A 24,917-nucleotide genomic window follows, 5' to 3' on the forward strand; every position below is an offset into this window, starting at 1 on the left:
CGATGCCGCGGGCATCACTGAGCCCGCCCGCAGCAAAACCTTCCTGCGCCGACGACCTGCCCCTTCACCGCCCGTCTGGCGGGCGGCGGGGCGTGCGGTCAGTCGGCCGTCGCCGCGGGCACGGGGGCGCCGTCGGTCACCCCGTGTCCGCTGTCGCTCGCCTCGCGTGACTGCCCGGCGTCCTGCTGCCGGGCGGCGGAGCCGCGCGCGAGGCCGTTCCTCAGTTCGACGATGGCGGCCTCGAAGTCCTCCAGCGAGTCGAACGCCCGGTAGACGGACGCGAACCGCAGATAGGCGACGAGGTCGAGTTCCTGCAGCGGGCCGAGTATGGCGAGGCCCACGTCGTGGGTCGTCAGCTCGGCACTGCCGGTGGCACGCACGGCCTCTTCGACGCGCTGCCCGAGCTGTGCGAGGGCGTCCTCGGTGACCGGACGGCCCTGGCAGGCTTTCCGCACCCCGTTGATCACCTTGGTGCGGCTGAACGGTTCCGTGACGCCGCTGCGTTTGATCACTATCAGTGAACAGGTCTCGACGGTGGTGAACCGCCGCGAGCAGTCGGGGCACTGGCGGCGCCTCCTGATGGAGGTGCCGTCGTCGGTGGTCCTGCTGTCGACCACACGGCTGTCGGGGTGCCTGCAGAAGGGGCAGTGCATAACTCTCGACGCTCCTTCGCACGCACGAATCCTCGACACCGAGGGGCCGTTGAGGCCCCGCGGAAGCAGTGCCCAGCATAGGCGATCCCGCCGGTACTCCAAGACCACGCAGCACAACTTCTGGGCCGCTGCCGCAATCCAACCACTAGATATGGTGTCGCGGCGCGAATTTCCGCGTCATCTCGCGTGTCGCCGCAGGGAGTTGGGAACCGGCCGCGCACGCCGGGTCACACACCGGCAGCACGGGGCCGGCGGGCGGGCGCCGGTTGCGCGGGGCGGTACGGATCCCGCGGCCCGCCAGGTGGCAGACTTGCCCGCGGCCGAGGGCGGGGCGGCGGCCCCGGTCACGGCGGTGCAGCGTACTCGACGGACCCGGAGGCCTCCCGGGAGGGGTTCCCTACACCGGTGCACATGATCACGTCAGGTAATCTCCGCTTTTTCACTCGAACGTGTGTTTGGCGCAACCTTTCGAAAGCAACTACCGTTGTCCAACCAGGGAGAAGATGCCGAGAGGGGCCGACGTGACCACCAGCGCAGACAGTGCAGCCATCACTGCCCAGGACCGTTCCCCGGGCCGATTCGAGCCGGTGCATGCCATGAACGACGCAGCGAGGAACCAGGCACCACACCAGGAGGGGCCGCGCCCCGCGCGCTCCCTGCCCGGCAGGCCACCCGGGATCAGGGCCGACAGCTCGGGGCTCACCGACCGCCAGCGGCGGGTGATCGAGGTGATCCGCGACTCCGTGCAGCGCCGGGGGTACCCGCCGTCGATGCGCGAGATCGGCCAGGCCGTCGGCCTGTCCAGCACCTCCTCGGTGGCCCACCAGCTGATGGCCCTGGAGCGCAAGGGCTTCCTGCGCCGGGACCCGCACCGCCCGCGCGCCTACGAGGTCCGCGGCTCGGACACGCCGAGCGTGCAGCCCACCGACACCAGCGGCAAGCCAGCCGCCTCGTACGTACCGCTGGTCGGCCGGATCGCCGCGGGTGGCCCGATCCTCGCGGAGGAGTCCGTCGAGGACGTCTTCCCGCTCCCGCGCCAACTGGTCGGCGACGGCGAGCTGTTCGTCCTGAAGGTGGTCGGCGACTCGATGATCGACGCCGCGATCTGCGACGGGGACTGGGTGACGGTGCGCCGCCAGCCGGTCGCGGAGAACGGCGACATCGTAGCGGCCATGCTGGACGGCGAGGCCACCGTCAAGCGCTTCAAGCGGGAGGACGGCCATGTCTGGCTGCTCCCCCACAACACGGCCTACCAGCCCATCAACGGCGACGAGGCCACCATCCTCGGCAAGGTGGTCGCGGTCCTGCGCCGCGTCTGACCTCTCCTCCCTGGCCCCGGCGCCATCGCGCGCCGTCCCTGCCGACCCCGGAACCAACTGCGCCGGTTCCGGGGTCGGTTGTGTGACATCGCCATCCGCCCGCGGACCGGCTCAGGGTTCCGCGGCCGGTCGTCACGCGCGTCGCGACCGGCTCAGGATTCCGCGGCCGGAGGTGAGTCCGGTGAGCCCTCCGCCAACTGGTGCAGCCGCAGGGCGAGTTGGAGTTCCAGGGCCCGCTCGGGGCTGTTCCAGTCCTTGCCGAGCAGGGCGCCGATCCGGTCGAGCCGCTGCACCACCGTATTGACGTGCACGTGCAGGACGTCCTTGGTACGGGTCAGGCTGCCGCCGGAGGCGAAGTAGGCCCCCAGGGTGCGCACCAGCTCGGTCCCCCGGCGCCGGTCGTAGGCCAGGAGCGCGCCGAGCGCCGCCCGTACGAAGCCGTCGACGTCGTGGCTGTCGCCGAGCAGCACCCCGAGGAAGCCCAGCTCCGCCGCGCAGGCGCCCTCGCCGGTCCGCCCCAGGATGTGCAGGGCCCGCAGGCAGCGCACCGCCTCGGCGTGGGCCACGGCCAGCTCGGGCGGACCGGCGGCCGGGCCCGCCCCCGCCACGGTGACCGGGACGCCGAGCCGGTGGCTGAGGTCCGCCGCCGCGGCCCGGGCGGCGGTGCCGGGCTCGGTGCCCTCGTACGGCAGCAGCAGGACGACGCGCTGGCCGTGTTCGGCGCCGATGCCCTCGCCGCCGAAGAGGTACTGCGGGGCCGCGGCGGCGAGCCGGGCGCGGCTCTCGGCGGGGGCCTCGGCGGCGAGCACCAGGAGGGGGCGGGTGAGGTCGAGGCCGAGCCGGTGGCCGCGGGCGACGAGTCCGTCCGGATCGCGGTCGGGGGCGGCGAGGAGATCGGCGACGAGTTCGCCGCGTACCCGGTTCTCGGTCTCCGCGACGGAGCGGCGCAGCAGCAGCAGGAGCGCCGTCACCACCCCGGCGCGTTCGAAGAGGCGGCGGTCCGGGTCGCTCAGCTCGGCCCGCTCGTGCAGGACCAGCGAGCCGAGGAGCTGGGCCCCGGCGAGCACCGCGCACACCCAGCGGCCGTCCCGGTACACCGCGCGGCCCGCGGCCCGCGACTCCTCGGCGGCGCGGGTGGCGAAGGGCGCCGCGGCGGCCCCCCGGTAGGCCCCGCCCCCGGTGCCGCCGACCGCGGCGAGGGTGCGGCCCTCCGGGTCGTGGATGGTGATCGGGCCGCGGAAGAGGGAGGCGACGGCGGCGGCCACGTCCGCGATGTCGCCGCCGCCGAGCACCAGGTCGCTGAGCCGGTCGTGGGCCTCCTCGGCCCGCTGCATGGCGGCGGAGTGCTCCCGGATGACGGCGTTGGCCTCGGCGAGTTCGGCCAGTGCCCGGCGGGCGTTCTCGATGGCGTGCGCGGTGTCGATGGCGATGGCGGCGTGCGCGGCGAGCGAGCCGAGCAGCGCCACCTCCTCGGGGCTGAAGGACCGCGGCGAGCGGTCCGCGGCGAAGAGGACGCCGATCACCTTGCCGCCCTCCGCCGCGTCCGAGCCGAGCAGCAGCGGCACCCCGAGGATGGCGACCAAACCCTCCTCGCTCACCCCGTTGTCGATGTTCGAGGTGTGCCGGAAGCGGCTGTCGGTCGGGTAGTCGGCGGTGGCGTAGGGCCGGGCGGTCTGCGCGACGAGCCCGCCGAGGCCCTCGCCGAGCTCCAGGCGCAGGTTCTGGAAGACCGGGGAGACGCTGCCGTCGGTGACCCGCATATAGGTGTCGCCCGCGGCCTCGTCGGGGAGCGTGAGGTACGCGGTGTCGGTGCCGAGCAGGGTGCGGGCGCGGCGGACGATGGAGCGCAGGACGGCGTCGAGTTCGCGCAGGGCGGCGAGGTCCCCGGCGGTGTCGAAGAGGGCGGACAGCTCCGTCTCCCGGCGCCGGTGCTGGTGCAGGGTGCGGCGGATGCGCAGGGCGGTCTGCGCGGCTCCTTCGAGGGTGTCCAGGGCGGGCGGGCGCAGGCCCTCGCCGCGGGCGGCGGCGAGCAGGGCGCCGAAGTCCTCCGCGGGCGCGTCCCGGTCGAGGAGGTCGAGCAGCCTGCGCAGGTGGGGGGCGAGGGAGGGGGCGGGTTCGCGCATGGTGCGGGCCATCGTGTCAGAACGGGGGCGGGGAGGGGACCGGGGCGGCGGTCCCCTCCTGGCCCTCACCTGCGGGTGGCGGCCGCCTTCCCGGCCGTCGGGCGGGGTTCCTCGGGGGCGCCGGGTTCCACCGCGGACAGGTCCCGGCCGCGGGTCTCCCGGGCGGCGAGCAGGGCCACCAGGGTGAGCACGGCGGCCAGCGTCATATAGACGGAGATCGGGGTGGAGGTGCCGTAGCCGGAGAGCAGGGCGGTGGCGATCAGCGGGGCGGGCGCCCCGGCCGCGACGGAGGAGAACTGGGCGCCGATGGAGGCCCCCGAGTACCGCATCCGGGTCGCGAACAGCTCGGAGAAGAAGGCGGCCTGCGGGGCGTACATCGCGCTGTGGAAGACCAGTCCGACGGTGACCGCGAGGACCAGGGCGGGGAAGGACTTGGTGTCCAGGAGGGCGAAGAAGAACCAGGTCCAGACGCCGACGCCGAGGGCGCCCACGAAGTAGACCGGTTTGCGGCCGACCCGGTCGGAGAGCGCGCCGAAGAGCGGGATCAGGCAGAACTGCACGGCGGAGCCGATCAGGACGGCGTTCAGCGCGGTCTGCTTGCCGAGTTCGAGGTGGTCCACGCAGTAGGCGAGGACGAAGGTGGTGATCAGGTAGTACGAGATGTTCTCCGCCATCCGGGCGCCCATGGCGACGAGGATGTCCCGCCAGTGGTGGCGCACCACCGCCAGCATCGGCGGCTGCTCGACGGCGCCCTGCTCGGCCTTGCGGCGCTCGGAGCGGGCCAGCGCCTCCTTGAACAGCGGGGACTCGTCGACCGCGAGCCGGATCCACATGCCGATGCCGACCAGGACCGCGGAGAGCAGGAAGGGCACCCGCCAGCCCCAGCTGTTGAAGGCCTCGTCGCTGAGCAGGGTGGTCATCAGGGAGAGCACCCCGACCGCGATGAGGTTTCCGGCGGGGGCGCCGCCCTGCGGCCAGGAGGCCCAGAAGCCGCGGCGCCGGGCGTCACCGTGCTCGGAGACCAGGAGCACCGCCCCGCCCCACTCGCCGCCGAGGGCGAAGCCCTGCACCACCCGGAGCAGGGTGAGCAGGATGGGCGCCGCGATGCCGATGGTGTTGTAGCCGGGGACGCAGCCGATCAGGGTGGTGGCGCCGCCCATCATCAGCAGGCTGACGACCAGGAGCTTCTTGCGGCCGATCCGGTCGCCGTAGTGCCCGAAGACCAGGGCGCCGAGCGGCCGGGCGGCGAAGCCGATGGCGTAGGTGAGGAAGGAGAGCAGGGTGCCGGTGAGCGGGTCGGACTCCGGGAAGAAGACCTTGCCGAAGACCAGGGCGGCGGCGGATCCGTACAGGAAGTAGTCGTACCACTCCACGGTGGTACCGATGAGGCTGGCTGCGACGACCTTGCGCAGGGCCCGGGGGCTGGTGGGTGCGGTGCCGGGGGGTCCGGCGTCGGCGGGAGCGCTGGCCATGGGTGTCACCGTTCTCGGGGAGGGGACGGGGGTGCGGGAGGTCCGGGTGCGCGGGGCGGCCGCGACCGGTGCGGGGAGCGGGCGAAGAGCCTTCGGTGGTACGGGTGTTCAGGGGCGGCGGCGGTTCAGCGGGCCGTCCAGCCGCCGTCCATGGGCAGGGACATGCCGGTGACCGAGGCGCTGAGCGGGCCGCAGAGCCACAGGGCGGCGCCGGCCACCTCCTCGGGTTCCACCAGCCGCTTCACGGCGGAGGTGGCGAGCAGGACCTCGTCGAGGACCTGGGCCTCGGGGATGCCGTGCGCGCGGGACTGGGCGGCGATCTGCTCGGTCACCAGGGGGGTGCGGACATAGCCGGGGCACAGGCAGTTGCTGGTGACCCCGTGCGGGGCGCCCTCCAGGGCGGTCACCTTGCTGAGCCCTTCGAGGGCGTGCTTGGCGGTGACGTACGCGGACTTGAACGGGGAGGCGCGCAGCCCGTGCACGGAGGAGATGTTGACGATCCGGCCCCAGCCGCGGTCGTACATATGGGGCAGGGTCTGGCGCAGGATGCGGAAGGGGGCCTCCACCATCACGCGCTGGATGGCGGCGAAGCGCTCGGGCGGGAACTCGTGCAGGGGGGCGATGTGCTGGAAGCCCGCGTTGTTGACCACGATGTCGACCTCGGCGGGCAGGGCGTCCACCGCCTCGGGGTCGGCGAGGTCGACCGGGTGCACGGTGCCGCCGGTCTCCTCGGCGACCGCCTTGGCCTCGTCCGCGGCGCGGTCGACCACGTGGACATGGGCCCCGGCGGCGGCGAGGGCGTAGGCGCAGGAGCGCCCGATGCCGCTGGCCGCCCCGGTGACGAGTGCGGTGCGGCCGGCCAGGAACCGGCCGCCCGGCAGCGGGAGCCCGGCGTGGCCCTGCTCGGCTGCGGGCGCGTCGGCGGTGGGCTGCGGCGGGCGGGCCTGGGGACCGCGGGTGCTCTCCATGGCCGTCACCGTAGGAACGGCGCGGTGTCCCGGACATGGGGCCGACCGCCATAGTTGGCGGCGCGGTCGTGGCGGGCACAGCCATACCCACCGCGGCGCCCTAGGAGGTGGCGCGCGCCGCCGCGTCGATGGCGGCCAGGGACCTGCGGGCCTGGTTGCGGTCGGTGGTGTACCAGAAGGCGGGCATCGAGGCGCGCAGATAGCTGCCGTACCGGGCGGTGGCCAGGCGGGGGTCGAGGACCGCCACCACGCCGCGATCGCCGGCGGCGCGGACCAGGCGGCCCGCGCCCTGGGCCATGAGCAGGGCGGCGTGGGTGGCGGCGATCGCCATGAAGCCGTTGCCCCCGGCCTCCTCGACCGCCTTCTGCCGGGCGCTCATCAGCGGGTCGTCGGGGCGCGGGAAGGGGATCTTGTCCATCACCACCAACTGGCAGGCGGGGCCCGGGACATCGACGCCCTGCCAGAGCGAGAGGGTGCCGAAGAGGCAGGTCTTCTCGTCCGCCGCGAAGTTCTTGATCAGCTCGCCGAGGGTCTCCTCGCCCTGGAGCAGGATCGGGAACTCCGGGATGCGGGCGCGCAGTTCCTCCGCGGCGAGCTGGGCGGCGCGCATCGAGGAGAAGAGGCCGAGGGTGCGGCCGCCCGCCGCCTGGATCAGCTCGGTCAGTTCGTCGAGCATGTCGCGCCGGTCCGCGTCCCGGGCGGGGCGGGAGAGGTGCGAGGCCACGTACAGGATGCCCTGCCTCGGGTAGTCGAAGGGCGAGCCGACGTCGAGGCCCTTCCACACCGGGGCGGGGGTGTCCTCCGTGCCCTCGGGGGTGACCGTGCCCTCCGGGGCGAGGCCGAGGGAGGCGCCGACGCCGTTGAAGTCGCCGCCGAGCTTGAGGGTGGCGGAGGTGAGGACCACCGAGCGCTCCGCGAACAGCTTCTCGCGCAGCAGCCCGGAGACGGACATGGGGGCGACCTTCACCGAGGCGCCGAAGCGGTCGTGGCGCTCGTACCAGACGACGTCGTACTCCGAGCCCTGGGTGATCCGCTCCGCGACATCGTGCACGGTCTCCATGGAGGCGAGCGCCATCTTGCGCACCGCGTCCTCGTCCTGCACGGACTTGTCGCGGGTCCGGCCGAGCGCGGAGACCACATTGCGGGCGGCGTCCCGCATCGCCAGCATCGCGTACGAGAGGTCCTCGGGGACGGTTTCGAGGCGGCCGGGCAGGGCCAGCTCCATGAGGCGCTCGAAGCCCTCGGCGGCGGTCTGCATCTGGTCGGCGATCTTCTCGTCGACCAGTTTGGCGGCGCGGCGGACCGCCCGGTTGACCTGCCCCGGGGTCAGCTCGCCGGTGGCCACGCCGGTCACCCGGGAGACGAGTTCATGCGCCTCGTCGACGATGAGGACGCCGTGCTTGGGCAGCACCGGGGCGCCCTCGATGGCGTCGATGGCGAGCAGGGCGTGGTTGGTGACGACCACGTCGGAGAGCTTGGCGCGCTCGCGGGCGTTCTCCGCGAAGCACTCGGCGCCGTACGCGCAGCGGCTCGCGCCCAGACACTCGCGGGAGGAGACCGCGACCTGGGCCCAGGCCCGGTCGGAGACGCCGGGGGTGAGGTCGTCGCGGTCGCCGGTCTCGGTCTCGTCGGACCAGTCGCGCAGCCGCAGCAGGTCCTGGCCGAGCTTGCTGGAGGGCGCGGCGGCCTCGAACTGGTCGAAGAGGCCCTCCTCTTCCTCCTGCGGCATGCCCTCGTGCAGCCGGTGCAGGCACAGGTAGTTCGAGCGGCCCTTGAGCATCGCGAACTCGGGCCTGCGGCGCAGCAGCGGATGGAGCGCGTCCACGGTGCGCGGCAGGTCGCGCTGGACCAGCTGGCGTTGGAGGGCCAGGGTCGCGGTGGCGACGACCACCGGCTCGCCGTGGGCCAGCGCGGGGACCAGGTAGCCGAGGGACTTGCCGGTGCCGGTGCCCGCCTGGATCAGCAGGTGGGAGCCGTCGTCGATGGCGTCGCCGACGGCTTCGGCCATGGCCACCTGGCCAGGTCGCTCGGTGCCGCCGACCGCTTCGACGGCGGCGTGCAGAAGCTCGGGGAGTGTGGGGCGCGAGGACGTCATAGGGCGACCAGCCTACGACGTGGCACTGACAGCGCGCCCGCCTCCCGGGCCCGGTGCACCGGAGGCGGGGAGGGGTTCGAACCGGCATGTGGGAGGGCGTCCCGAGTGGTCGGCCGGGCCGCGGCGGCGGGCCACCGGGCACCCGCGGGAAGACGGCCGTGAGCCCGGGCGCGGGCAGCGGTGGCGGCCCGGCGGACGGCCGGACGGCGCGGACCGGTGGACCGGCGGACCAGTGGGCAGGCAGACCGGTGGGCAGGCGGACCGGTCGTACGGTGCCGACGGCGGTCAGCCCTGAGCGGCCCCGCGGCCCCGGCGGACGGCCGGACGGCGCGGACCGGCAGCCCGGCGGCCCGGAGGTCAGTCCCCCGCCCCCTCCTCGCGGGTGAGCCGGTCGAGGATCGCGGTCAGGATGCGCTCCGAGATCTCCTCGCCCGCGCCGGCCCGGGAGAGGACCAGCGCGCCGACGAGGGTAAACAGTTCGGCGAGCGCCCGGTTCTCGTCCACCCCCTCGCCGCCCGGGGTCCGCGCCAACCCGGCCACGCCCGCCGCCAGTTCGCGCAGCCCTCGGCGTAGGCCGTGTGCAGCGGATCGCCGGGGCGGGCCCGCTCGCGTCGGCGGCCCGCACCGCGGCCCGCCGCGGGCCGTGATCCGGCACGCTCCCGGGCGGAACCGCTCCCCGGACACCGCCCCGACTCCCCCGCTGACGCCACCAGTCGAGAGGTCCCGTCGCCATGCCGTTGTGGCACTTCCACCATCCGCCCGGTGCCTGGTCCGCCGAGGACAGGAAGAAGCTCGCGGGTGAGGTCACCGCGCTCTACACCCGCTTCGGCCTGCCCCCCTTCTACGTCGTCGCCCTCTTCCACCCGGTCGAGGAGTCCTCCTTCCTGGTCGGCGGCGAACCCGCCGGGAACACGGTCCGCGTGGTCGTCGAGCACATCGCCCGGCACTCGGACGACCCCGAGTTCCGCCGCAGGACCTGCGAGGCGATCAGCGGCATCCTCGACCCGTACACCAGGGAGCGCGGGCTCTCCTACGAGTTCCACATCGACGAGACGCCCCGCGACCTGTGGAGGATCGACGGGCTGGCGCCGCCGCCGACCGGGAGCGAGGCGGAGCGGCTGTGGTTCCGGGAGAACCGGCCGGTTCCCTACTGAGCCCCGGCACGCTGCCCGGGCCGGGGTTACCGGGGCGGGGTCAGGGCCGAGCGCAGGGCGCGTTCGCGCACCATCAGGGCGGCGCGCTTGCCGGGGAGGTCGACCTCGGCGCTCAGCCGGAACCCAGCACTCAGAAAGGCCGCCACGGAGGGCGTGTTGCGCAGGTCCGGCTCGGCGAGGATCCGGGTGCAGCGGGGGCGGTGCGCGAGGACGAGGTCCGCGACGGCGCGCAGCAGGGTGCTCCCGAGGCCCCGGCCGCGGTCGCCCACGGCGCCGATGAGCAGATGGACACCGGTGTCGTGCGGACGGGCCGGGTAGTGGCGGGCCAGCGGGTCGAGGTCGGCCCGGTAGAGCTCCCAGTAGCTCATGGGGGCGCCGTCCAGGAGTCCCAGGCAGGGCAGGCTGCGGCCGTCGCCCTCCAATTGGGGCAGCAGATGCGCGGCGGTGGTCTCCTCGGGTCCCGCCAGTTCCCAGAACTCGTCCACGGCGGGGTCGTTCATCCAGCGGCTCAGGAGCGCCAGGTCCCGCTCCGGGCGCACCGGTTCGAGCTGGAACTCGCCGAAGGCGGTACGGGCGGGCCCCCATCCGGCGACCCCGTCGAGCAGGTCCTCGCCCGCCGATCCGGCGGCGGGCTCGGCCGGGCGGGAGAGGAAGAGCTGGGTGAACTCGGCGGGCAGCCACAGTTCGAGGGTGTCCTCGGGGCCCGCGGTGTCCGCAACCGCCGGGGCCCGGCGGGGTCCGGCCCCCGAGGCAGCGGAGGTGCCGGGACTCGTACCGGCTTCGGCAGGGGGCACGGCGGGCTCCTCGGGGGCGGCCGGGAACGGCGGCGGGGTCAGGGCAGCAGGGGGTTGGCGAGGGTGACGTAGACGGACTGGGTGTCGACCGGGCCGACCAGTTCGTCCAGTCCGCGCAGCCGGGTGAGCAGGTTCGCCTTGCAGCGCAGTACGGGCGCGTCCAGGAGCTGGGCGGGCAGGGCCGAACGCCCGCTGCCCGCCGCCTCGGTGAGGAAGCGGCGGAAGGCGGCGAGCAGGAGTTCCTCCTCGGCCAGGCCCTGGGAGCCGAAGGCGCCGATGAGGCCGAGGACGTTGTTGATGCCGAGGTAGTAGGCGAAGCGCTCGTCGGTCACGGCGTCGGCGACGAAGGTGTCCCCGGCCTCGCCGACGCCGGGGAGCAGCGCGGAGAGTTCGGCCCGTCTGGACTCGCGGAAGTAGTAGCCCTGGTTGTCGCGGTAGCGGCCGCCCGCGGGCCAGCCCTCCGGGTCGAGGAGCAGCAGGGTGTTCTGCTGGTGCGCCTCCAGGGCGATGCCCGCCTCGCCGTCCAGCCAGAGCACGGGCCGTACGACCTGTTCCAAATAGCGCAGGAACCATTCGGCGGAGACCGCGTGCAGGGGCGCCCCGGTGCGGGCCGCGAGGCGGCCGACCGTCTCGGCGAGGCGGGAGCGCAGCGGGCCGGTGCCGTCCCCGACGGGGCGCGGGGCGAGGAAGCCCGCGACGCAGGCCACGTCGTCGCCGGGGCCGAAGGGGTTGTGCCGGATCACCACGTCGAGCCCGGTGAGGGGCGTGCCGTCCGGTCCGTCGACGCCGAGCCAGGCGGGGTCGCGCACGATGTCGAAGCCGGGGTGCCGCTGCCGCCAGCGCGCCGCGAGCCCGCCGCGCAGCAGCCGGTGCACCTCGACCCCGCGGTGGAGTTCCTTGCGCAGGTTCTCGCGGCGGGAGTTGGTGATCCGCACGCCGAGCGAGAGCTTGAGCATGGCGGGGGCGCCGGTGCGGTAGACGGTGCGCACCGAGGAGGTGGGGCTCCAGGGGTCGCCGTGCGCCCCGAGGTCGAGGAGCAGCCCCGCGGAGAAGAGGGCGCCGACGTCCTCCCGGTGGCGCAATTCCCGGATCTGCCAGGGGTGCGCGGGCAGGGCGGCGAATCCTTCCGGCAGTACGAGGTCCCGGCCGCCGAGCCGGGCGGCGAGGGTCTCGGCGGGTACGGCCCGGCCGCGCTCGGTCCACGCGGAGTCGGCGCGCAGCACGGAGTGGTGGACGGCGATCCAGTGCAGGGGGAAGCTGCCGCGCAGTTCGGGCGCGTACCGCTCCCCCTCGGCCTCGGAGAAGCCCTCCCTGCTCTTCGGCGCGGGGTGCAGGGGGTGCCCGAGGACGAGGGACTGCTCGGCGGCGAGGAAGAGGTCGGGCTGGTCGCCGGGGCGGGCGCGGCGGCCGGCGAGGAATCCGGCGGTGCGGCGCACCGAGTCGGCGACCCTGGCGACGAGTTCGGTGGCGTCCGGGGAGGGCAGCGAGGCGCGGCGCCCGGTCCCCTGGCCCGGCACCCGGCCCTGTTCGGCGGGCGCGGGATCCGCGCCCTCGGCGCCGAGCAGGGCCGCGAGGGCGACCGCGTCGAGCGGTGGCGCGGCGGCCGGGGCGCCCTCCAGGCGGGGCAGCCCGAAGCGGTGCCAGCCGCAGGCCGACCAGTAGTGCACCGGCACCAGGAGGGCGGTGCCGGTCGCGGGCAGCGGCAGCCGCAGGACGCCGCCCTCGGGCTTGGCCGGATGCCGTTCGCGCACCCAGCAGCGCAGCAGGTTCTCGGCCGCGGCGCCCTGGGCGGCGAGCCGGGCGTCGGGGTGGTCGAGGAGGTCGGCGCCCGCCTGCCCGAGCACCTCCCGGGCGGGGTGCGCCGGTACGGGGCGCGGTCCCGCCGCCTGCCGGGGCACGGCGGCACCGGGCGGGCCGTACTCCTCCCGGCCGGGCTTGCGGGGGGTGCCGTCGGATGAGGGCGTGGCGTTCACGGGGGCTACCTCGGGGGTGTGGGAAAGGTGCGGTCCGCGGGCGCGGTGAGGGCCGCGGACAGGGCTTCGGCGAGCCGGTCGAGCACGGCCGCGGCCTGCTCCTCGGTGAGGGTGAGCGGCGGCAGCAGCCGTACGACCGAGGAGTCGGGGCCGCCGAGTCCGACCAGGAGGCCGCGGGCGAGGCAGGCGGACCGGACGCGGCGGGCGAGCCGGGGCGCGGGGGCCGGGGGCTCGCCTGCGCCGCCGCCCGGTGCGAGGAGCGGGATCCCGATCATCAGCCCCCGTCCGTGGACCTCCCCCATGGCCGCGAATCCGTCCGCGAGGGACCGGAGCCGCCCGAGGAGGTACCCGCCGAGTCGCGCCGCCCGGTCGGCGAGACCGGCCCGGCGGATGTGGGCCAGGGTGGCGGCGCCCGCGGCCAGGGCGAGCTGGTTGGCGCGGAACGGGCAGGCGGAGTCGGGGAGTTCGCCGTCGTACTCCTCGCGGTGGACCAGGGCGGCGAGCGGCAGGCCCCCGCCGAGGGCGCCGGCGAGGACCATCACGTCCGGGACCACCCCGCTGTGCTCGACGCCCCAGAAGGTCCCGGTGCGGCCGAGGCCGGTCCTGGTCTCGTCGGTGAGCAGCGGGACGCCGTGGGCGGCGGTGAGCGCGCGCAGTCGGCGCAGCCACGCGTCCTGGGCGGACGGGGTGCCGCCCTCGTCCCGGACGGGCGCGAGGAGTACGCCCGCGATGCCGCCCGCCCGGCCTCCGGTCCCGGCGAGCAGCGCCTCGGCCTCCCGGAGTCCGGCGGCCTCCGGGTCTCCCGGGTGCTCGCGCGGGGCGGGCAGCCGGATCACCTCGGCCCCGGCCAGGCCGCCCGCGCAGGAGTCCTGTCGGGCATCGGCGAAGGTGAGGAGCGCGGAGCGGCCGGTGGCCGGGCGGACCAGGCGCAGGGCCGCGGCCGCCGCCCGGGCGCCGGCCGGGGAGCAGAACCGCACCCGGGCCCGGCCGGCGAGATCCGGCGGCAGTGTCCTGAACAGTTCGGTGACGAAGGCGTCCTGGAGGCGGCTGGTGAGACCGGCCGCCTGGAGGGGTTCGCCGGAGTCGAGGACGCCCCGGATCGCCGCGAGCACCACGGGGTGGTTGTGCCCGAGGGCGAGCGCGCCCTCGCCGGAGAGGCAGTCCAGGTAGCGGCGGCCGTCGGCGCCCTCCACGGTGAGCCCGCGGGCGCGCACCGGCACGATCGGCAGGGCGCCCGGCTCGGCGCGGGTGCCGTGTCCACGGGGGCTCCGCGGGCGCCCGGCCGCGGGCCCCTCGCTCCGGAGCGGGCCGGGCTCGCGGGACCCCCGGGTGTGCGCGGGCTCGGTCAGGGCCACGGGTCCTCGTCCTCCCCTGCTGCGCACCGGCGCCGCCTGCGCCTTCGCTCGGCGCGGAGGGCCGGGCACCGGTGGCGGACCCCCCGCCCCTACAACGACGCATCCGCCGGGGGATCACGGGTGGCCGGAAGATCCTTGTCGTGACGGAACCGTTGCCGTCCCGTCGGAACCCGCGAACGGCCCCGGCATAGTGTGGGTGGCCGTTCAGCAGCACAGAGCCGGACGGCGCCCGGTCCGCCGGGGCTTCGCCGTCCGGCGGGTGCGTCTCATTTCAGCCAGGGGGAGTCAACTCCATGCGATCCATACGCCCGCTCTTCGCCGCGCGCAGGGGAGGCCCCGCGCGCCGCAGAACCCCGGTGGCGGCAAGTCTCGCCCTCGGTGCGGCACTTGCCCTGACCGCGACCGCCTGCGGGCCCGAGGACGACAACGCGGGCGGCGAGAGCAGCCCCGCCGCCTCGGACCCGGGCCACAGCGAGCACGACGGGATTCCGGCGGACATCCGGGACCGGCTCAAGGAGCGCGGGATCGACCTGGACTCCTGGAAGAACGGCGACTGGAAGAACTGGGACAGGGACAAGTGGCTCCGCGAGGCCAAGGACTTCATCAACCCGATCATCGACGGGCTGTGGGACCCGGACCGGATGCGTGACGCCAACCCGCCGGAGAAGGACGTCGACGAGAACGACATCTCCGGCGACCAGGGTGTCACCGACCCGACCCCGTCGCCGGTCAAGGCCGAGGCGGCGGCCGCGCCCTACCACGGCAGCGCGCCCGAGGCCGGGAAGCTGCTCTTCGACTCCCCCAAGGGCTCGATGGTCTGCTCGGCGACCGTGGTGAAGGACCCGGCGCACCCCGGCAAGTCCAACCTGGTGTGGACCGCGGGCCACTGCGTGCACGCGGGCAAGGAGGGCGGCTGGTACCGCAACATCGCCTTCGTGCCCTCGTACAACAACGACGCGAAGCCGACCTCGGAGCTGGAGCGGGCCACCCGCGAGGAGATCGCCCCCTACGGCGTCTGGTGGGGCGACTGGGTGCAGACCTCGGACCAGTGGATCGAGCAGGGCGGTCCGGTCGGCGGCGAGGGCGCGCCGTACGACTTCGCGGTGATCCATGTGACCCCGGAGAAGGGCAAGGAGGGCAAGTCCCTGGAGGAGACGGTCGGTTCGGCGGTGCCGGTCGACTTCGACGCCCCGGCGGTCCCGAAGATCGCGTCGATGAAGGCCAAGGGCTACCCGGCCGCGCCTCCCTACGACGGGCAGAAGCTCTTCTCCTGCGCCGACAAGCCGGGCCGTCTGTCGCTGACCGAGGAGCAGCCGACGATGTACCGGATCGGCTGCACCATGACCGGCGGCTCCTCCGGCGGCGGCTGGCTCGCCACCGGCTCGGACGGCAAGCCCGCGCTGGTCTCCAACACCTCGATCGGCCCGGTGACTTCGGGCTGGCTGGCCGGTCCGCGCCTGGGCAAGGAGGCCAAGGGCGTGTACGAGGCCGTGAGCAAGAAGTACGCCGGCCGGTAGAGCGATACGACAACGGGCCGGGGCGGGGTGGTCGACTGCCAGATCTTCACCACCCCGCCCCGGTTCGTCCGCGATCGGCCCGGCATAGTAGGGCCCGCGGGGCACGGGGTCGAGGACTCGATCAGGCCATGCCCTGACCAGCACATGACACTTTTCGGTACACACGGGGGTTTTCGCACCATGCGTTCCATACGATCGCCCTTCTCCCGGGGCCGGCGCCTGACGGTCGCCGCCACGGGCCTGATCGCCGCCCTGTCGCTCACCGCGACCGGCTGCGGCGGGGGCGACGACGACACCTCGGCCGCGGACAAGCCGTCCGGCGCCGCCTCGCAGGGCACCGAGGGCGACAAGGTCCAGCTGCCCGGCAATCTGAAGGACCGCCTCAAAGAGCGCGGGATCGACGCCGACAAGTGGGCGAACGGCGGCTGGAAGAACTGGGACAAGGACAAGTGGCTGCGGGAGGCCAAGGACTTCGTCAACCCGGTCATCGAGGGGCTGTGGAAGCCCGACCGGATGGAGAAGGCCAAGGACCCGGGCACCACGCTCGCCGCCAAGAGCTCGTACGGCGACGGCGGTTACAGCGACCCCGACCCGCAGCCCGTGCAGGCCAAGCGTGAGAAGACGCCGTACCACGACTACGCGGCCCCGGTCGGGAAGATCTTCTTCGACTCCCCCGAGGGCTCGATGGTCTGCTCCGGCACGGTCGTGAAGGACCCGCGCAACCCCGGCAAGTCCAACCTGGTGTGGACCGCGGGCCACTGCGTGCACGCCGGTGCCCAGGGCGGCTGGTACCGCAACATCGCCTTCGTGCCCTCGTACAACGACAACGGCAAGCAGGGCGCCGCGCTGCAGAGCGCGACCCAGCAGGAGATCCAGCCCTACGGCCAGTTCTGGGCGGACTGGGTCGCCACCTCCAACGAGTGGATCGAGGGCGGCTCGCACTCCGGCAGCGACGCCTTCGCCTACGACTACGCGGTGATGCACGTCAAGCCCGAGCAGGGCACCAAGTCCCTGGAGGAGACGGTCGGCAACGCGCTCGACGTCGACTTCACCGTGCCCGAGGCCCGCGAGATCGGCACCATGGGCGCCTGGGGCTACCCGGCGGCCCCGCCCTACGACGGCCAGGTCATGCACAAGTGCCTCGACCGGCCCGGCAATCTGTCCATCGGCGCCCAGCTGCCGACCATGTACCGGATCGGCTGCACCATGACCGGCGGCTCCTCCGGCGGCGGCTGGTTCCGGGCGGTGGACGGCAAGTCCCGGCTGGTCTCCAACACCTCGATGGGCCCGGCGGACAACAGCTGGCTGGCCGGACCGCAGCTCGGCCAGGGCGCCAAGAGCGTCTACGACATGATGAGCAAGAAGTACGGCTCGCAGTAGCCGCGCGCACGGCGAAGGGCCCGCACTCCCGAGGGGGGTGCGGGCCCTCGTACTGCCGGGGCGCGCCGGGGCTCAGCCCGCGGCGGCCGGGGTGTACGGCGCCAGTTCCGCGGCGAGTTCCTCGTGCACCCGCGCCTTCAGCAGGGTGCCCTCGGGGGTGTGCTCCTCGGAGATCACCTCGCCGTCGTCGTGCGCGCGGGCCACCAGGCGGCCGAGCGCGTACGGCACCAGGGCGGTCACCTCGACCTCGGGGCGCGGGAGTTCGGCGTCGATCAGGGCGCGCAGCTCCGCGATGCCCTGGCCGGTGCGGGCCGAGACCACCAGGGCCCGCTTCTCCTGGCGCAGCAGCCGCTGCAGGACGAGCGGGTCGGCGGCGTCCGCCTTGTTGACCACCACGATCTCGGGGACCTTGGTGGCGCCGACGTCCCGGACCACCTCGCGGACGGCCGCGAGCTGCTCCTCGGGGGCCGGGTGCGAGCCGTCCACCACGTGCAGGATGAGATCGCTGTCGCCGACCTCCTCCATGGTGGAGCGGAAGGCCTCCACCAGGTGGTGCGGCAGGTGCCGGACGAAGCCGACGGTGTCCGCGAGGGTGTAGAGCCGCCCGCTCGGCGTCTCGGCCCGGCGCACGGTCGGGTCGAGGGTGGCGAACAGGGCGTTCTCCACCAGGACACCCGCGCCGGTCAGCCGGTTGAGCAGCGAGGACTTGCCCGCGTTGGTGTATCCGGCGATGGCGACCGAGGGCACCTTGTTGCGGCGGCGCTCCTGGCGCTTGATCTCGCGGCCGGTCTTCATCTCCGCGATCTCCCGGCGCATCTTCGCCATCTTCTCGCGGATCCGCCGCCGGTCCGTCTCGATCTTGGTCTCACCGGGACCGCGGGTGGCGAGGCCGCCGCCCTTGCCGCCGCCCATCTGACGGGACAGGGACTGGCCCCAGCCGCGCAGCCTGGGCAGCATGTACTGCATCTGCGCCAGCGCCACCTGGGCCTTGCCCTCACGGGACTTGGCGTGCTGCGCGAAGATGTCGAGGATCAGGGCCGTACGGTCGATGACCTTGACCTTGACGACGTCTTCCAGGTGGATCAGCTGGCCCGGGGACAGCTCACCGTCGCAGATGACGGTGTCCGCCCCGCTCTCCAGGACGAGGTCGAGCAGCTCGCGGGCCTTGCCGGAGCCGATGTAGGTGGCCGCGTCGGGCTTGTCGCGGCGCTGGATGACGCCGTCGAGGACGAGCGCGCCCGCGGTCTCCGCGAGGGCGGCCAGCTCCGCGAGGGAGTTCTCCGCCTCCTGGGAGGTGCCGGTGGTCCAGACGCCGACCAGGACCACGCGCTCCAGGCGCAGCTGCCGGTACTCGACCTCGGTGACGTCCTGCAGCTCGGTGGAGAGTCCCGCGACGCGGCGCAGCGCCGCACGGTCGGAGCGGTCGTACTGCGCGCCGTCCCGCTCCGTGTCGATTCCGTGGCTCCAGGCGACGTCCTCTTCCATCAGGGCATCGGCCCGAAGGTCCTTGGCGAGTCCTTCGACGGGAGTCTGAGCGGAGCTCTGTGCGGCCTGGGGAAGGGAAGAAGAGGAGGTCATTGGATCCTTACGCAGTGCGAATGGGACAGCGGAGGAGACTTCTCCGCCTGCTGTGACAACGTCCGGGACGGCCCGTGGATTCCCGGGTGCCCCGGTGCCGTACCAGTACGGACCGGGCGGCGGCGTCGCTCGAAGATGGTCGCACGGCGGCCCCTCCCCCGTCACCGGAGTTTGCGGCGCGCCCCGGACGGGGTGCCGCAACGCGGCACTCGACGGGCTCCGGGCAGCTTTCGGACCCCTCGACCGACACGTCCGAAGGGCGCGCGATTCCCCAGAGATCTTCGCAAGAGCATCACACAGAGTGAGCCCTCGGCCCCGCGGCTGCCATTAGCGTTGCTGCCCCGTTCCTCCTCCACCCGGCTCCCCCGCGGGAGTCCCCTTCACCGATGGTCGGCCCCCGCTGGCGCGACACCAGTCAGAGAAAGAGCGCGGATGGATTACTGCGACACCTGCCGCCGCACGCTCAACGGGGCCCTCGTCTGCCCTGGCTGCGGCGCCTACGCCCCGGACATCGCGCCGTACGGTTCGTCCGGCGCCGCGGCCACCGCCGCCACGGCCCCCTACGAGGCCCTGGAACCGTCCGCCCCGGCCGAGCACTTCGACTTCCCGGAGCCCGCGGCGGAAGCGGCCGCCGAGACCTCCGGCTCCACCGCGGCGCATGGTCGGCTGCCCGAACCGGCCGCCGCCTCGGGCCTCGGCCGGGCCGCCCGGCGCCGCCAGCAGGAGCGCTGGCGGAAGAACAAGCGCCGCGCCGCCGCGGCGACGGCCTTCGCCTTCATCGGCGGCGGCTTCACCATCGCCGCGCTCCCCGGCAAGTCCGCCCCGGGCTCCTCGCATGCCGCCACCCCGCCCGAGCCGGTCACCGCGCCCTCCACGGGCACGCCCGGCTCCGGCCCCTCGGCGACGCAGGAACCGGACAGCCGGACCTCGACGCGGCCCGTGGAGGAGTCCGCCGGGCACGCCTCGGAGCAGGCCCGCTCCCGGCCCGGGCAGGCCGGTTCGCCGAGCCGCGCGCACCGCTCCGCGGACCCGCAGAACACGCCCTCCGCGAAGCCGTCCTCGGCCACGCCCGAGCGTCCCGAGCACACCGACCCGGCGCCGACCGAGGAGCCGCCGCAGTCGCCGGGCACCACCCCGCCGCCGACGGCACCGCCGACGACTCCGCCGCCCTCCACCACGGAGCCGAGCGATCCCCCGGCGACGGACCCCTCCGGAATCTGCGTGCTCTTCATCTGCATCGACTGAGACCGGCCCGGCCGAGATCGGCGTCGGCCGCCCTCCGCGTCGGCCGAGCCGCACGGCGGCCCGGCCGACCCGGCCGACCCGACGATCACCACCGCCCCCGGACCCTCCCCGGTCCGGGGGCTTTCGTCTGTCCGCACGGGGCACCGATGGCTCGCATTACGCAACAGAACCCGTAGTTTGAGACAGACTTCCCGCCGCCGTCCTGGGCTTCCGCACCCTCGACCGCTGCGCGCCTGAGCGTCAACTCCCGCTGTGAGCTGGGCTTTTACGAGATCCGAGCCGCCGTGTCCGGCCCCGCGGCCGGCCGGGCAAGGAAGGGCGGGCAGCTCCTTGACAAGGTATGGGGGCGTCTCCACACTGGCGTTGCGCGGCTCGCAATCTGTTTCACTATACGCACCGGAGTGTCATGATGATTCCCGTGTGCCGTCTCGCCGATCTTCCGCGAGGCGAAGCCTTCCGGCTCGACACCAAGCCCCCCGTCGTGGTGTTCCACACCGAGGACGGCGAGTTCTACGCGATCGACGACACCTGCACCCACCAGGACGCCTCCCTCGCGGAGGGCTGGTTGGAGGGGTGCGCGGTCGAATGCCCCTTGCACGCCTCGAAGTTCGACCTGCGCACCGGGCAGGCCGACGTCCCGCCGGCCCGGCTTCCGGTACGCACCCACCAGGTGGTGATCGAGGGGGAGACGATCCACCTGGTGCTGTCGGACGCCGTTCCGAACCTTCCCTTCGCCGCAGGCCGCGGCCCTGTCGCAGGAGGCGCGACATGAAGAGTGTGGCCATTGTCGGAGCATCACTGGCAGGTCTTTCCGCCGCCCGGGCCCTGCGCAAGCAGGGCTATGCGGGACGCCTGCTGATCATCGGCGAGGAGGCGCACCGCCCCTACGACCGGCCCCCGCTCTCCAAGGAGTTCCTCGCCGGGAGCATCGGCGAGGAGGCCCTGTCCCTGGAGGCCGAGGACGAGGACCTCGGCGCGGAGTGGCTGCTCGGCACCCGGGCGACCGCCCTGGACGGGCCGAGCCGCACCCTCGGCCTCGACGACGGGAGCACCCTCGGGGCCGACGGCATCGTGCTGGCCACCGGCGCCTCGGCACGCGAACTGCCGGGCGCGCGGCGGCTGCCCGGCGTCCACCTGCTGCGCACCCTCGACGACGCCCGCGCCCTGCGCCGTGATCTGCGCGGGGGCGGACGCCTGGTCGTGGTGGGCGGCGGCTTCGTCGGCGCGGAGGTCGCCTCGACCGCGCGCGGGCTCGGTATGGACGTCACCCTGGTCCAGTCCGGTCCGGCCCCGCTCGCCGGGGTGCTCGGGACCGCCATGGGCCGCGCCGTCTCCCTGCTCCACGCGGACCACGGGGTGCGGATGCTCTGCGGGACGGGCGTGCGGGGCCTCACCGGGACCGACCGGGTGAGCGGGGTGGTCCTCGCGGACGGGCGCACCGTCCCCGCCGACATCGTCGTCCTCGGCATCGGTTCGCGGCCCTGCACCGACTGGCTCGACGGCTCCTCGGTGGCCCTCGGCGACGGCGTGGTGTGCACGGCCTCGGGTGCCACCTCGGTGCCGGGCGTCGTCGCCGTGGGCGACTGCGCCTCCTGGTACGACCCGCTGCTCGGCACCGGCCGCCGGGTGGAGCACTGGTCCGGCGCCCGGGACCGCGCCCCGGCCGCCGTGACCACCCTGCTCTCCGGCGGCACGGCGGGCGGGGAACTGCCCCGGCCGCCCTACTTCTGGTCCGACCAGTACGGGGTGCGGATCCAGTTCACCGGGCACACCGGCCCCGCCGACAGCGTGGCGATCGAGGAGGGCGCGGTGGACGACCGCAGCTTCCTCGCCGTCTACCGGCAGGCCGGGCGCCCGGTGGGGGCGCTCGGGGTGAACAGGACGCGCTCCTTCATGCGGTGGCGCCGCCAGCTGGCCGGGGCCCGCGTCGGACAGCAGCCCGCCGTGCTGTGACCCCTCCCCCGCGGGCGGCCGGCTGACGCGCCGGCGCCGCCCCGGCCACCGTCCCCGCCGCCCCGCCCACCGGGGCGGCGGGGACGGTCCGCCCTGACTTCCCCCGTCGTAGGGACCGACCCCATCGTGTAAGTGAGGAGTGCACCGTGACGACAAGCAGCCGGACCCAGAGCCTCATCGCCACCCTGCCGGGCACCTACTACACCAGCCCCGAGGTCTTCGCACGGGAGCAGGAGCACATCTTCGAGACCTCGTGGTTCTGCGCGGTGCGCTCCGCCGACCTCACCGCCCCCGGCGCCTTCCGCACCGTGACCATCGGGCGCGAGAGCGTCCTGGTGGCCCGGGGCCGCGACCAGGGGGTGCGCGCCTTCCTCAACGTCTGCCGCCACCGCGGCGCCCGGCTGTGCACCGAGGAGTCGGGCACGGTCCGGCGGGCCTTCCAGTGCCCGTACCACGCCTGGACCTACAACCTCCAGGGCGAGCTGATCGCGGCGCCGAACCTGACGAGCATGGCCGATGTCGACCGCGGCGACTACGGGCTCAGCCGGGTGCAGGTGCGCGAGTGGCTCGGCTATGTGTGGGTGAACCTGGCCGAGCGGCCGGGCTCCTTCGAGGAGGAGGTGATGGCGGCGGTCACCGCCCGCCTCGGCGACGGCGAGGCGATCGCCCGCTACGACCTCGCGGGCCTGGAGACCGGCAAGCGGATCAGCTACGACGTACGGGCCAACTGGAAGCTGATCGTCGAGAACTTCATGGAGTGCTACCACTGCGCCACCATCCACCCCGAACTCACCGAGGTGCTCCCGGAGTTCGCGGACGGCTTCGCGGCGCAGTACTACGTGGGGCACGGCGCGGCCTTCGCGAAGGAGGCGGAAGGGTTCACCGTGGACGGCTCGGCGGGCCTGGAGCGGATACCCACCGTCTCCGCGGAGCAGGACCGCCGCTACTACGCGATCACCGTGCGGCCGCAGGTCTTCGTCAACCTCGTCCCCGACCATGTCATCTTCCACCGGATGTATCCGCTTGCCCCGGACCGCACGCTCGTCGAGTGCGAGTGGCTGTACCTGCCGGAGGTGGTGGCGCAGGGCCGGGACCTGACGCGCTCGGTGGAGCTCTTCGACCGGGTCAACCGGCAGGACTTCGACGCCTGTGAGCGCTGCCAGCCCGCCATGAGCTCCCGGGGCTACGCGGGCGGCGGCGTCCTGGTGCCGAGCGAGCACCACCTCGCCGAGTTCCACGACTGGGTGCGGGGGCGTATAGGGGAGTGAGGCGGCCGGGAGGGGCCCGAGCGGGGCGCGCGGGCGCCGCGCTCAGTCCAGCTGCTCCATCTGCCCCATGCGGTTGCTGATCTCGGCGGCGCCCGCGAGGAGTTGGGGCGCCAGCTCGTGCATGCGCTCCTCGGTGAAGCGGTAGGCGGGGCCGGAGGCGCTGAGCGCGGCGAGGGGCTCGCTGTCGGGGGTGCGGATCACCGCGGCCATCGCGTGCAGGCCGACCTCGAACTCCTCCAGGGTGACCGCGTAGCCGCTCTCCCGTACCCGTTCGAGGTCCTTCTCCAGCTTGGTCTTCGCGGTCAGGGTGCGCTGGGTGACCTTCGGCATGCCCGCCGCCGCGAGGAGCTTGGTGCGCTGCTCGCGGGGAAGGTGCGCGAGCATGGCCTTGCCGCTGGAGGTCGCGTGCAGCGGGGTCAGCCGGCCCACCCAGTTCTGGGCGGCGACGGCGGCCGGGCCGAGCGCCTGGTAGACGTTGATCGCGTGGTGCTCCTCCAGGACCGCGATGTTGACCGTCTCGCCGAAGACCTCGGCCAGCCGCTCGCAGACGGGCCGGCCCTCCTTGGTGATGTCGAAGCGCCGGGTGACCGCGCCCGCGAGGCGCACGATGCCGAAGCCGAGCCGGTACTTGCCGCGTTCCGCCGTCTGGTCCACGAGTCCGCGGGACTCCAGCGCGCCGAGGAGGCGGAAGGCCGTGGACTTGTGGACGTCGATCTCGGCGGCCACCTCGCTGACGCCGGCCTCACCGCGCTGAGCCAGAATCTCCAGGACGCTCACGGCTCGGTCGACCGACTGGACGCCGCCGGGGGCCGGGGACCCGGAATCGCCTGCTGCCGTCTGGTTGCTCATAGCGCAACCATACGCGTGACCGGAGAAGGCGCCGCGATCACGGCGGCAAAGTTTCTGGGCCGCGATGCTTCCGTGACGTGCGTGTGGCCGAGCGGAGCCGCCCCGCGCGAGCACCACGGGCAAACTGGGCAAAGGGGAGGCGCCCGGTGCGCACGGGGCGCGTGCCGGGCGCCCGCGGGAGGCTCAGCGCAGCACCACGGTCCGCCGGCCGTTGACGACGACCCGGTTCTCGGCGTGCCACCGCACCGCCCGGGCGAGCACCAGCGCCTCGACGTCCCGGCCGACGGCGACCAGGTCGGCGGGGCCGAGCGCGTGGCCGACCCGGACGACGTCCTGCTCGATGATCGGGCCCTCGTCCAGGTCCCCGGTGACGAAGTGCGCGGTGGCGCCGACGAGTTTGACGCCCCGCTCGTGCGCCTGCGCGTAGGGCCGCGCGCCCTTGAAGCTCGGCAGGAAGGAGTGGTGGATGTTGATGGCCCGGCCTTCGAGGTGCTTGCAGAGGTCGTCGGAGAGGATCTGCATGTAGCGGGCCAGGACGACGATCTCGATGCCGAGGTCCTCGATGAGGGCCCGGAGTTCGGCCTCGGCCCGCTCCTTGGTGTCCGGGCCGACCGGGATGTGGCGGAAGGGCACCTCGTAGGAGCGGGCGAGACCCGCCAGGTCCGGGTGGTTGGAGACGATCAGCGGGACGTCGATGTTGAGTTCCCCGGTGCTGGTGCGGAAGAGCAGGTCGCTCAGGCAGTGGCTGTACCGGGAGACCATGAGCAGGGTGCGCTTGGGCACCGCCGCCCCCGACAGCTCCCAGCTCATGCCGCGGCCCTCGGCGACCCGCGCGAAGGCGGCGCGCAGGGCCTCGGCCGAGGAGCCCGGGCCCTTGGGGACGGTGAACTGCACCCGCATGAAGAAGTGCCGGCGCTCGGGGTCGTTGAACTGCTGGCTCTCCAGGATGTTGCCGCCGTGCCGCAGCAGGAAGGCGCTGACGGCGTGCACCAGGCCGGGCCGGTCGGGACACGAGAAGGTCAGGACGTACTCGCGTCCGGAGTCGGGGCGAGGAGACATGGCGCTCCCTCCGTGAGTGCGCGATGCGCAACGCTGTGTCCGATGTGCAACATCGTCGGGATCCGCGCCGCTGCGGTCAAGAGGGCCGGAGAGAGTCGTCCGGGGTGCCGGAGACCCCCTTGACAGTGCCTCGGGCTGCCCTCACTGTGAGTTGCGCAGCCT

Annotated in this window: 20 protein-coding genes; 8 read left to right on the top strand and 12 right to left on the bottom strand. The window is 73.9% G+C overall.

All coding sequences use genetic code 11. The features are described from left to right. Positions 1–98 precede the first annotated feature (98 nt). On the bottom strand, positions 99–653 hold the full coding sequence (gene nrdR / locus MID12_RS05140) for a transcriptional regulator NrdR (protein WP_040247435.1): 555 nt from the start codon (positions 651–653) through the stop codon (positions 99–101). A gap of 521 nt (positions 654–1,174) precedes the next feature. On the opposite strand from nrdR, the gene lexA reads away from it, so the two are divergent. After that, positions 1,175–1,972 (top strand): transcriptional repressor LexA, encoded by a 798-nt coding sequence (gene lexA, locus MID12_RS05145; RefSeq protein ID WP_040247437.1) that lies wholly within the window; start codon positions 1,175–1,177, stop codon positions 1,970–1,972. Between the two features lie 152 nt (positions 1,973–2,124). On the opposite strand, the gene MID12_RS05150 is transcribed toward lexA, so the two are convergent. The 5 genes from MID12_RS05150 to MID12_RS05170 all read right to left on the bottom strand — a co-directional run bounded on the left by MID12_RS05150 (position 2,125) and on the right by MID12_RS05170 (position 9,170). Beyond that, positions 2,125–4,095 (bottom strand): helix-turn-helix domain-containing protein, encoded by a 1,971-nt coding sequence (locus MID12_RS05150; protein ID WP_263165125.1) that lies wholly within the window; start codon positions 4,093–4,095, stop codon positions 2,125–2,127. A 65-nt stretch (positions 4,096–4,160) separates the two neighbouring features. Beyond that, positions 4,161–5,567, bottom strand: coding sequence for an MFS transporter (locus MID12_RS05155; protein WP_040247440.1), 1,407 nt, complete (start codon positions 5,565–5,567; stop codon positions 4,161–4,163). A gap of 125 nt (positions 5,568–5,692) precedes the next feature. Then, a complete protein-coding gene (locus tag MID12_RS05160) occupies positions 5,693–6,535 on the bottom strand; it encodes a 3-hydroxybutyrate dehydrogenase (RefSeq protein WP_411576905.1) in 843 nt (280 codons plus the stop codon). Positions 6,536–6,635: 100 nt separating this feature from the next. Next, complete coding sequence (locus MID12_RS05165; RefSeq protein WP_040247442.1) at positions 6,636–8,630, bottom strand: ATP-dependent DNA helicase; 1,995 nt, start codon at positions 8,628–8,630, stop codon at positions 6,636–6,638. A gap of 357 nt (positions 8,631–8,987) precedes the next feature. Beyond that, positions 8,988–9,170 (bottom strand): hypothetical protein, encoded by a 183-nt coding sequence (locus MID12_RS05170; RefSeq protein WP_263165131.1) that lies wholly within the window; start codon positions 9,168–9,170, stop codon positions 8,988–8,990. A 191-nt stretch (positions 9,171–9,361) separates the two neighbouring features. Here MID12_RS05170 and MID12_RS05175 point away from each other — a divergent pair, with 191 nt between their 5' ends. Continuing rightward, positions 9,362–9,784, top strand: a complete 423-nt coding sequence (locus MID12_RS05175) for a tautomerase family protein (protein ID WP_263165133.1) — start codon at positions 9,362–9,364, stop codon at positions 9,782–9,784. A gap of 26 nt (positions 9,785–9,810) precedes the next feature. On the opposite strand, the gene MID12_RS05180 is transcribed toward MID12_RS05175, so the two are convergent. From MID12_RS05180 to MID12_RS05190, 3 genes are read right to left on the bottom strand one after another with little or no spacing between them, the layout of a single operon-like run. Beyond that, positions 9,811–10,578, bottom strand: a complete 768-nt coding sequence (locus tag MID12_RS05180) for a GNAT family N-acetyltransferase (RefSeq protein ID WP_263165135.1) — start codon at positions 10,576–10,578, stop codon at positions 9,811–9,813. A 38-nt stretch (positions 10,579–10,616) separates the two neighbouring features. Then, a complete protein-coding gene (locus MID12_RS05185; protein WP_411576906.1) occupies positions 10,617–12,551 on the bottom strand; it encodes an IucA/IucC family protein in 1,935 nt (644 codons plus the stop codon). A gap of 5 nt (positions 12,552–12,556) precedes the next feature. Further along, positions 12,557–13,906 carry an aminotransferase class III-fold pyridoxal phosphate-dependent enzyme gene (locus MID12_RS05190; protein ID WP_263165137.1) on the bottom strand — a complete coding sequence of 450 codons (1,350 nt, stop codon included), beginning with the start codon at positions 13,904–13,906 and terminating at the stop codon, positions 12,557–12,559. 293 nt (positions 13,907–14,199) lie between these two features. Between MID12_RS05190 and MID12_RS05195 the strand changes: the two genes are divergently transcribed. Continuing rightward, positions 14,200–15,423 carry a trypsin-like serine peptidase gene (locus MID12_RS05195; protein WP_040247456.1) on the top strand — a complete coding sequence of 408 codons (1,224 nt, stop codon included), beginning with the start codon at positions 14,200–14,202 and terminating at the stop codon, positions 15,421–15,423. A gap of 180 nt (positions 15,424–15,603) precedes the next feature. After that, positions 15,604–16,803, top strand: coding sequence for a trypsin-like serine peptidase (locus tag MID12_RS05200; protein WP_263165140.1), 1,200 nt, complete (start codon positions 15,604–15,606; stop codon positions 16,801–16,803). A gap of 72 nt (positions 16,804–16,875) precedes the next feature. Here MID12_RS05200 and hflX read toward each other — a convergent pair whose 3' ends face one another. After that, the gene (gene hflX / locus MID12_RS05205; RefSeq protein ID WP_040247460.1) at positions 16,876–18,381 is read right to left on the bottom strand and encodes a GTPase HflX; all 1,506 of its coding nucleotides are present in this window, start codon (positions 18,379–18,381) and stop codon (positions 16,876–16,878) included. Between the two features lie 432 nt (positions 18,382–18,813). Here hflX and MID12_RS05210 point away from each other — a divergent pair, with 432 nt between their 5' ends. The 4 genes from MID12_RS05210 to MID12_RS05225 all read left to right on the top strand — a co-directional run bounded on the left by MID12_RS05210 (position 18,814) and on the right by MID12_RS05225 (position 22,847). Next, complete coding sequence (locus tag MID12_RS05210; protein ID WP_052482154.1) at positions 18,814–19,626, top strand: hypothetical protein; 813 nt, start codon at positions 18,814–18,816, stop codon at positions 19,624–19,626. A gap of 406 nt (positions 19,627–20,032) precedes the next feature. Then, positions 20,033–20,398: a bifunctional 3-phenylpropionate/cinnamic acid dioxygenase ferredoxin subunit gene (locus MID12_RS05215; protein ID WP_040247461.1), complete on the top strand. Its 366-nt coding sequence runs from the start codon at positions 20,033–20,035 to the stop codon at positions 20,396–20,398. Beyond that, positions 20,395–21,579, top strand: a complete 1,185-nt coding sequence (locus MID12_RS05220; RefSeq protein ID WP_263165143.1) for an NAD(P)/FAD-dependent oxidoreductase — start codon at positions 20,395–20,397, stop codon at positions 21,577–21,579. The genes MID12_RS05215 and MID12_RS05220 overlap by 4 nt, the downstream gene beginning before the upstream one ends. Positions 21,580–21,725: 146 nt before the next feature. Continuing rightward, complete coding sequence (locus MID12_RS05225) at positions 21,726–22,847, top strand: aromatic ring-hydroxylating oxygenase subunit alpha (RefSeq protein WP_263165145.1); 1,122 nt, start codon at positions 21,726–21,728, stop codon at positions 22,845–22,847. A gap of 42 nt (positions 22,848–22,889) precedes the next feature. Here the strand turns inward: MID12_RS05225 and MID12_RS05230 are convergent, their stop codons facing one another. Continuing rightward, positions 22,890–23,696 carry an IclR family transcriptional regulator gene (locus tag MID12_RS05230; protein ID WP_052482155.1) on the bottom strand — a complete coding sequence of 269 codons (807 nt, stop codon included), beginning with the start codon at positions 23,694–23,696 and terminating at the stop codon, positions 22,890–22,892. A gap of 183 nt (positions 23,697–23,879) precedes the next feature. After that, positions 23,880–24,755 carry a formyltetrahydrofolate deformylase gene (gene purU / locus MID12_RS05235; protein WP_263165148.1) on the bottom strand — a complete coding sequence of 292 codons (876 nt, stop codon included), beginning with the start codon at positions 24,753–24,755 and terminating at the stop codon, positions 23,880–23,882. Positions 24,756–24,917 lie beyond the last annotated feature (162 nt).

The sequence above is a fragment of the Streptomyces sp. SCSIO ZS0520 genome, from assembly GCF_025643355.1.
GTDB classification, from domain to species: domain Bacteria; phylum Actinomycetota; class Actinomycetes; order Streptomycetales; family Streptomycetaceae; genus Streptomyces; species Streptomyces physcomitrii.

Bases quoted from the DNA above. Each gene is read 5' to 3' on its own strand.
- nrdR (WP_040247435.1), bottom strand. From the start codon at position 653: ATGCACTGCCCCTTCTGCAGGCACCCCGACAGCCGTGTGGTCGACAGC.
- MID12_RS05150 (WP_263165125.1), bottom strand. From the start codon at position 4,095: ATGCGCGAACCCGCCCCCTCCCTCGCCCCCCACCTGCGCAGGCTGCTC.
- MID12_RS05155 (WP_040247440.1), bottom strand. From the start codon at position 5,567: ATGGCCAGCGCTCCCGCCGACGCCGGACCCCCCGGCACCGCACCCACC.
- MID12_RS05160 (WP_411576905.1), bottom strand. From the start codon at position 6,535: ATGGAGAGCACCCGCGGTCCCCAGGCCCGCCCGCCGCAGCCCACCGCC.
- MID12_RS05165 (WP_040247442.1), bottom strand. From the start codon at position 8,630: ATGACGTCCTCGCGCCCCACACTCCCCGAGCTTCTGCACGCCGCCGTC.
- MID12_RS05175 (WP_263165133.1), top strand. From the start codon at position 9,362: ATGCCGTTGTGGCACTTCCACCATCCGCCCGGTGCCTGGTCCGCCGAG.
- MID12_RS05195 (WP_040247456.1), top strand. From the start codon at position 14,200: ATGCGATCCATACGCCCGCTCTTCGCCGCGCGCAGGGGAGGCCCCGCG.
- MID12_RS05200 (WP_263165140.1), top strand. From the start codon at position 15,604: ATGCGTTCCATACGATCGCCCTTCTCCCGGGGCCGGCGCCTGACGGTC.
- hflX (WP_040247460.1), bottom strand. From the start codon at position 18,381: ATGACCTCCTCTTCTTCCCTTCCCCAGGCCGCACAGAGCTCCGCTCAG.
- MID12_RS05210 (WP_052482154.1), top strand. From the start codon at position 18,814: ATGGATTACTGCGACACCTGCCGCCGCACGCTCAACGGGGCCCTCGTC.
- MID12_RS05215 (WP_040247461.1), top strand. From the start codon at position 20,033: ATGATGATTCCCGTGTGCCGTCTCGCCGATCTTCCGCGAGGCGAAGCC.
- MID12_RS05220 (WP_263165143.1), top strand. From the start codon at position 20,395: ATGAAGAGTGTGGCCATTGTCGGAGCATCACTGGCAGGTCTTTCCGCC.
- MID12_RS05230 (WP_052482155.1), bottom strand. From the start codon at position 23,696: ATGAGCAACCAGACGGCAGCAGGCGATTCCGGGTCCCCGGCCCCCGGC.
- purU (WP_263165148.1), bottom strand. From the start codon at position 24,755: ATGTCTCCTCGCCCCGACTCCGGACGCGAGTACGTCCTGACCTTCTCG.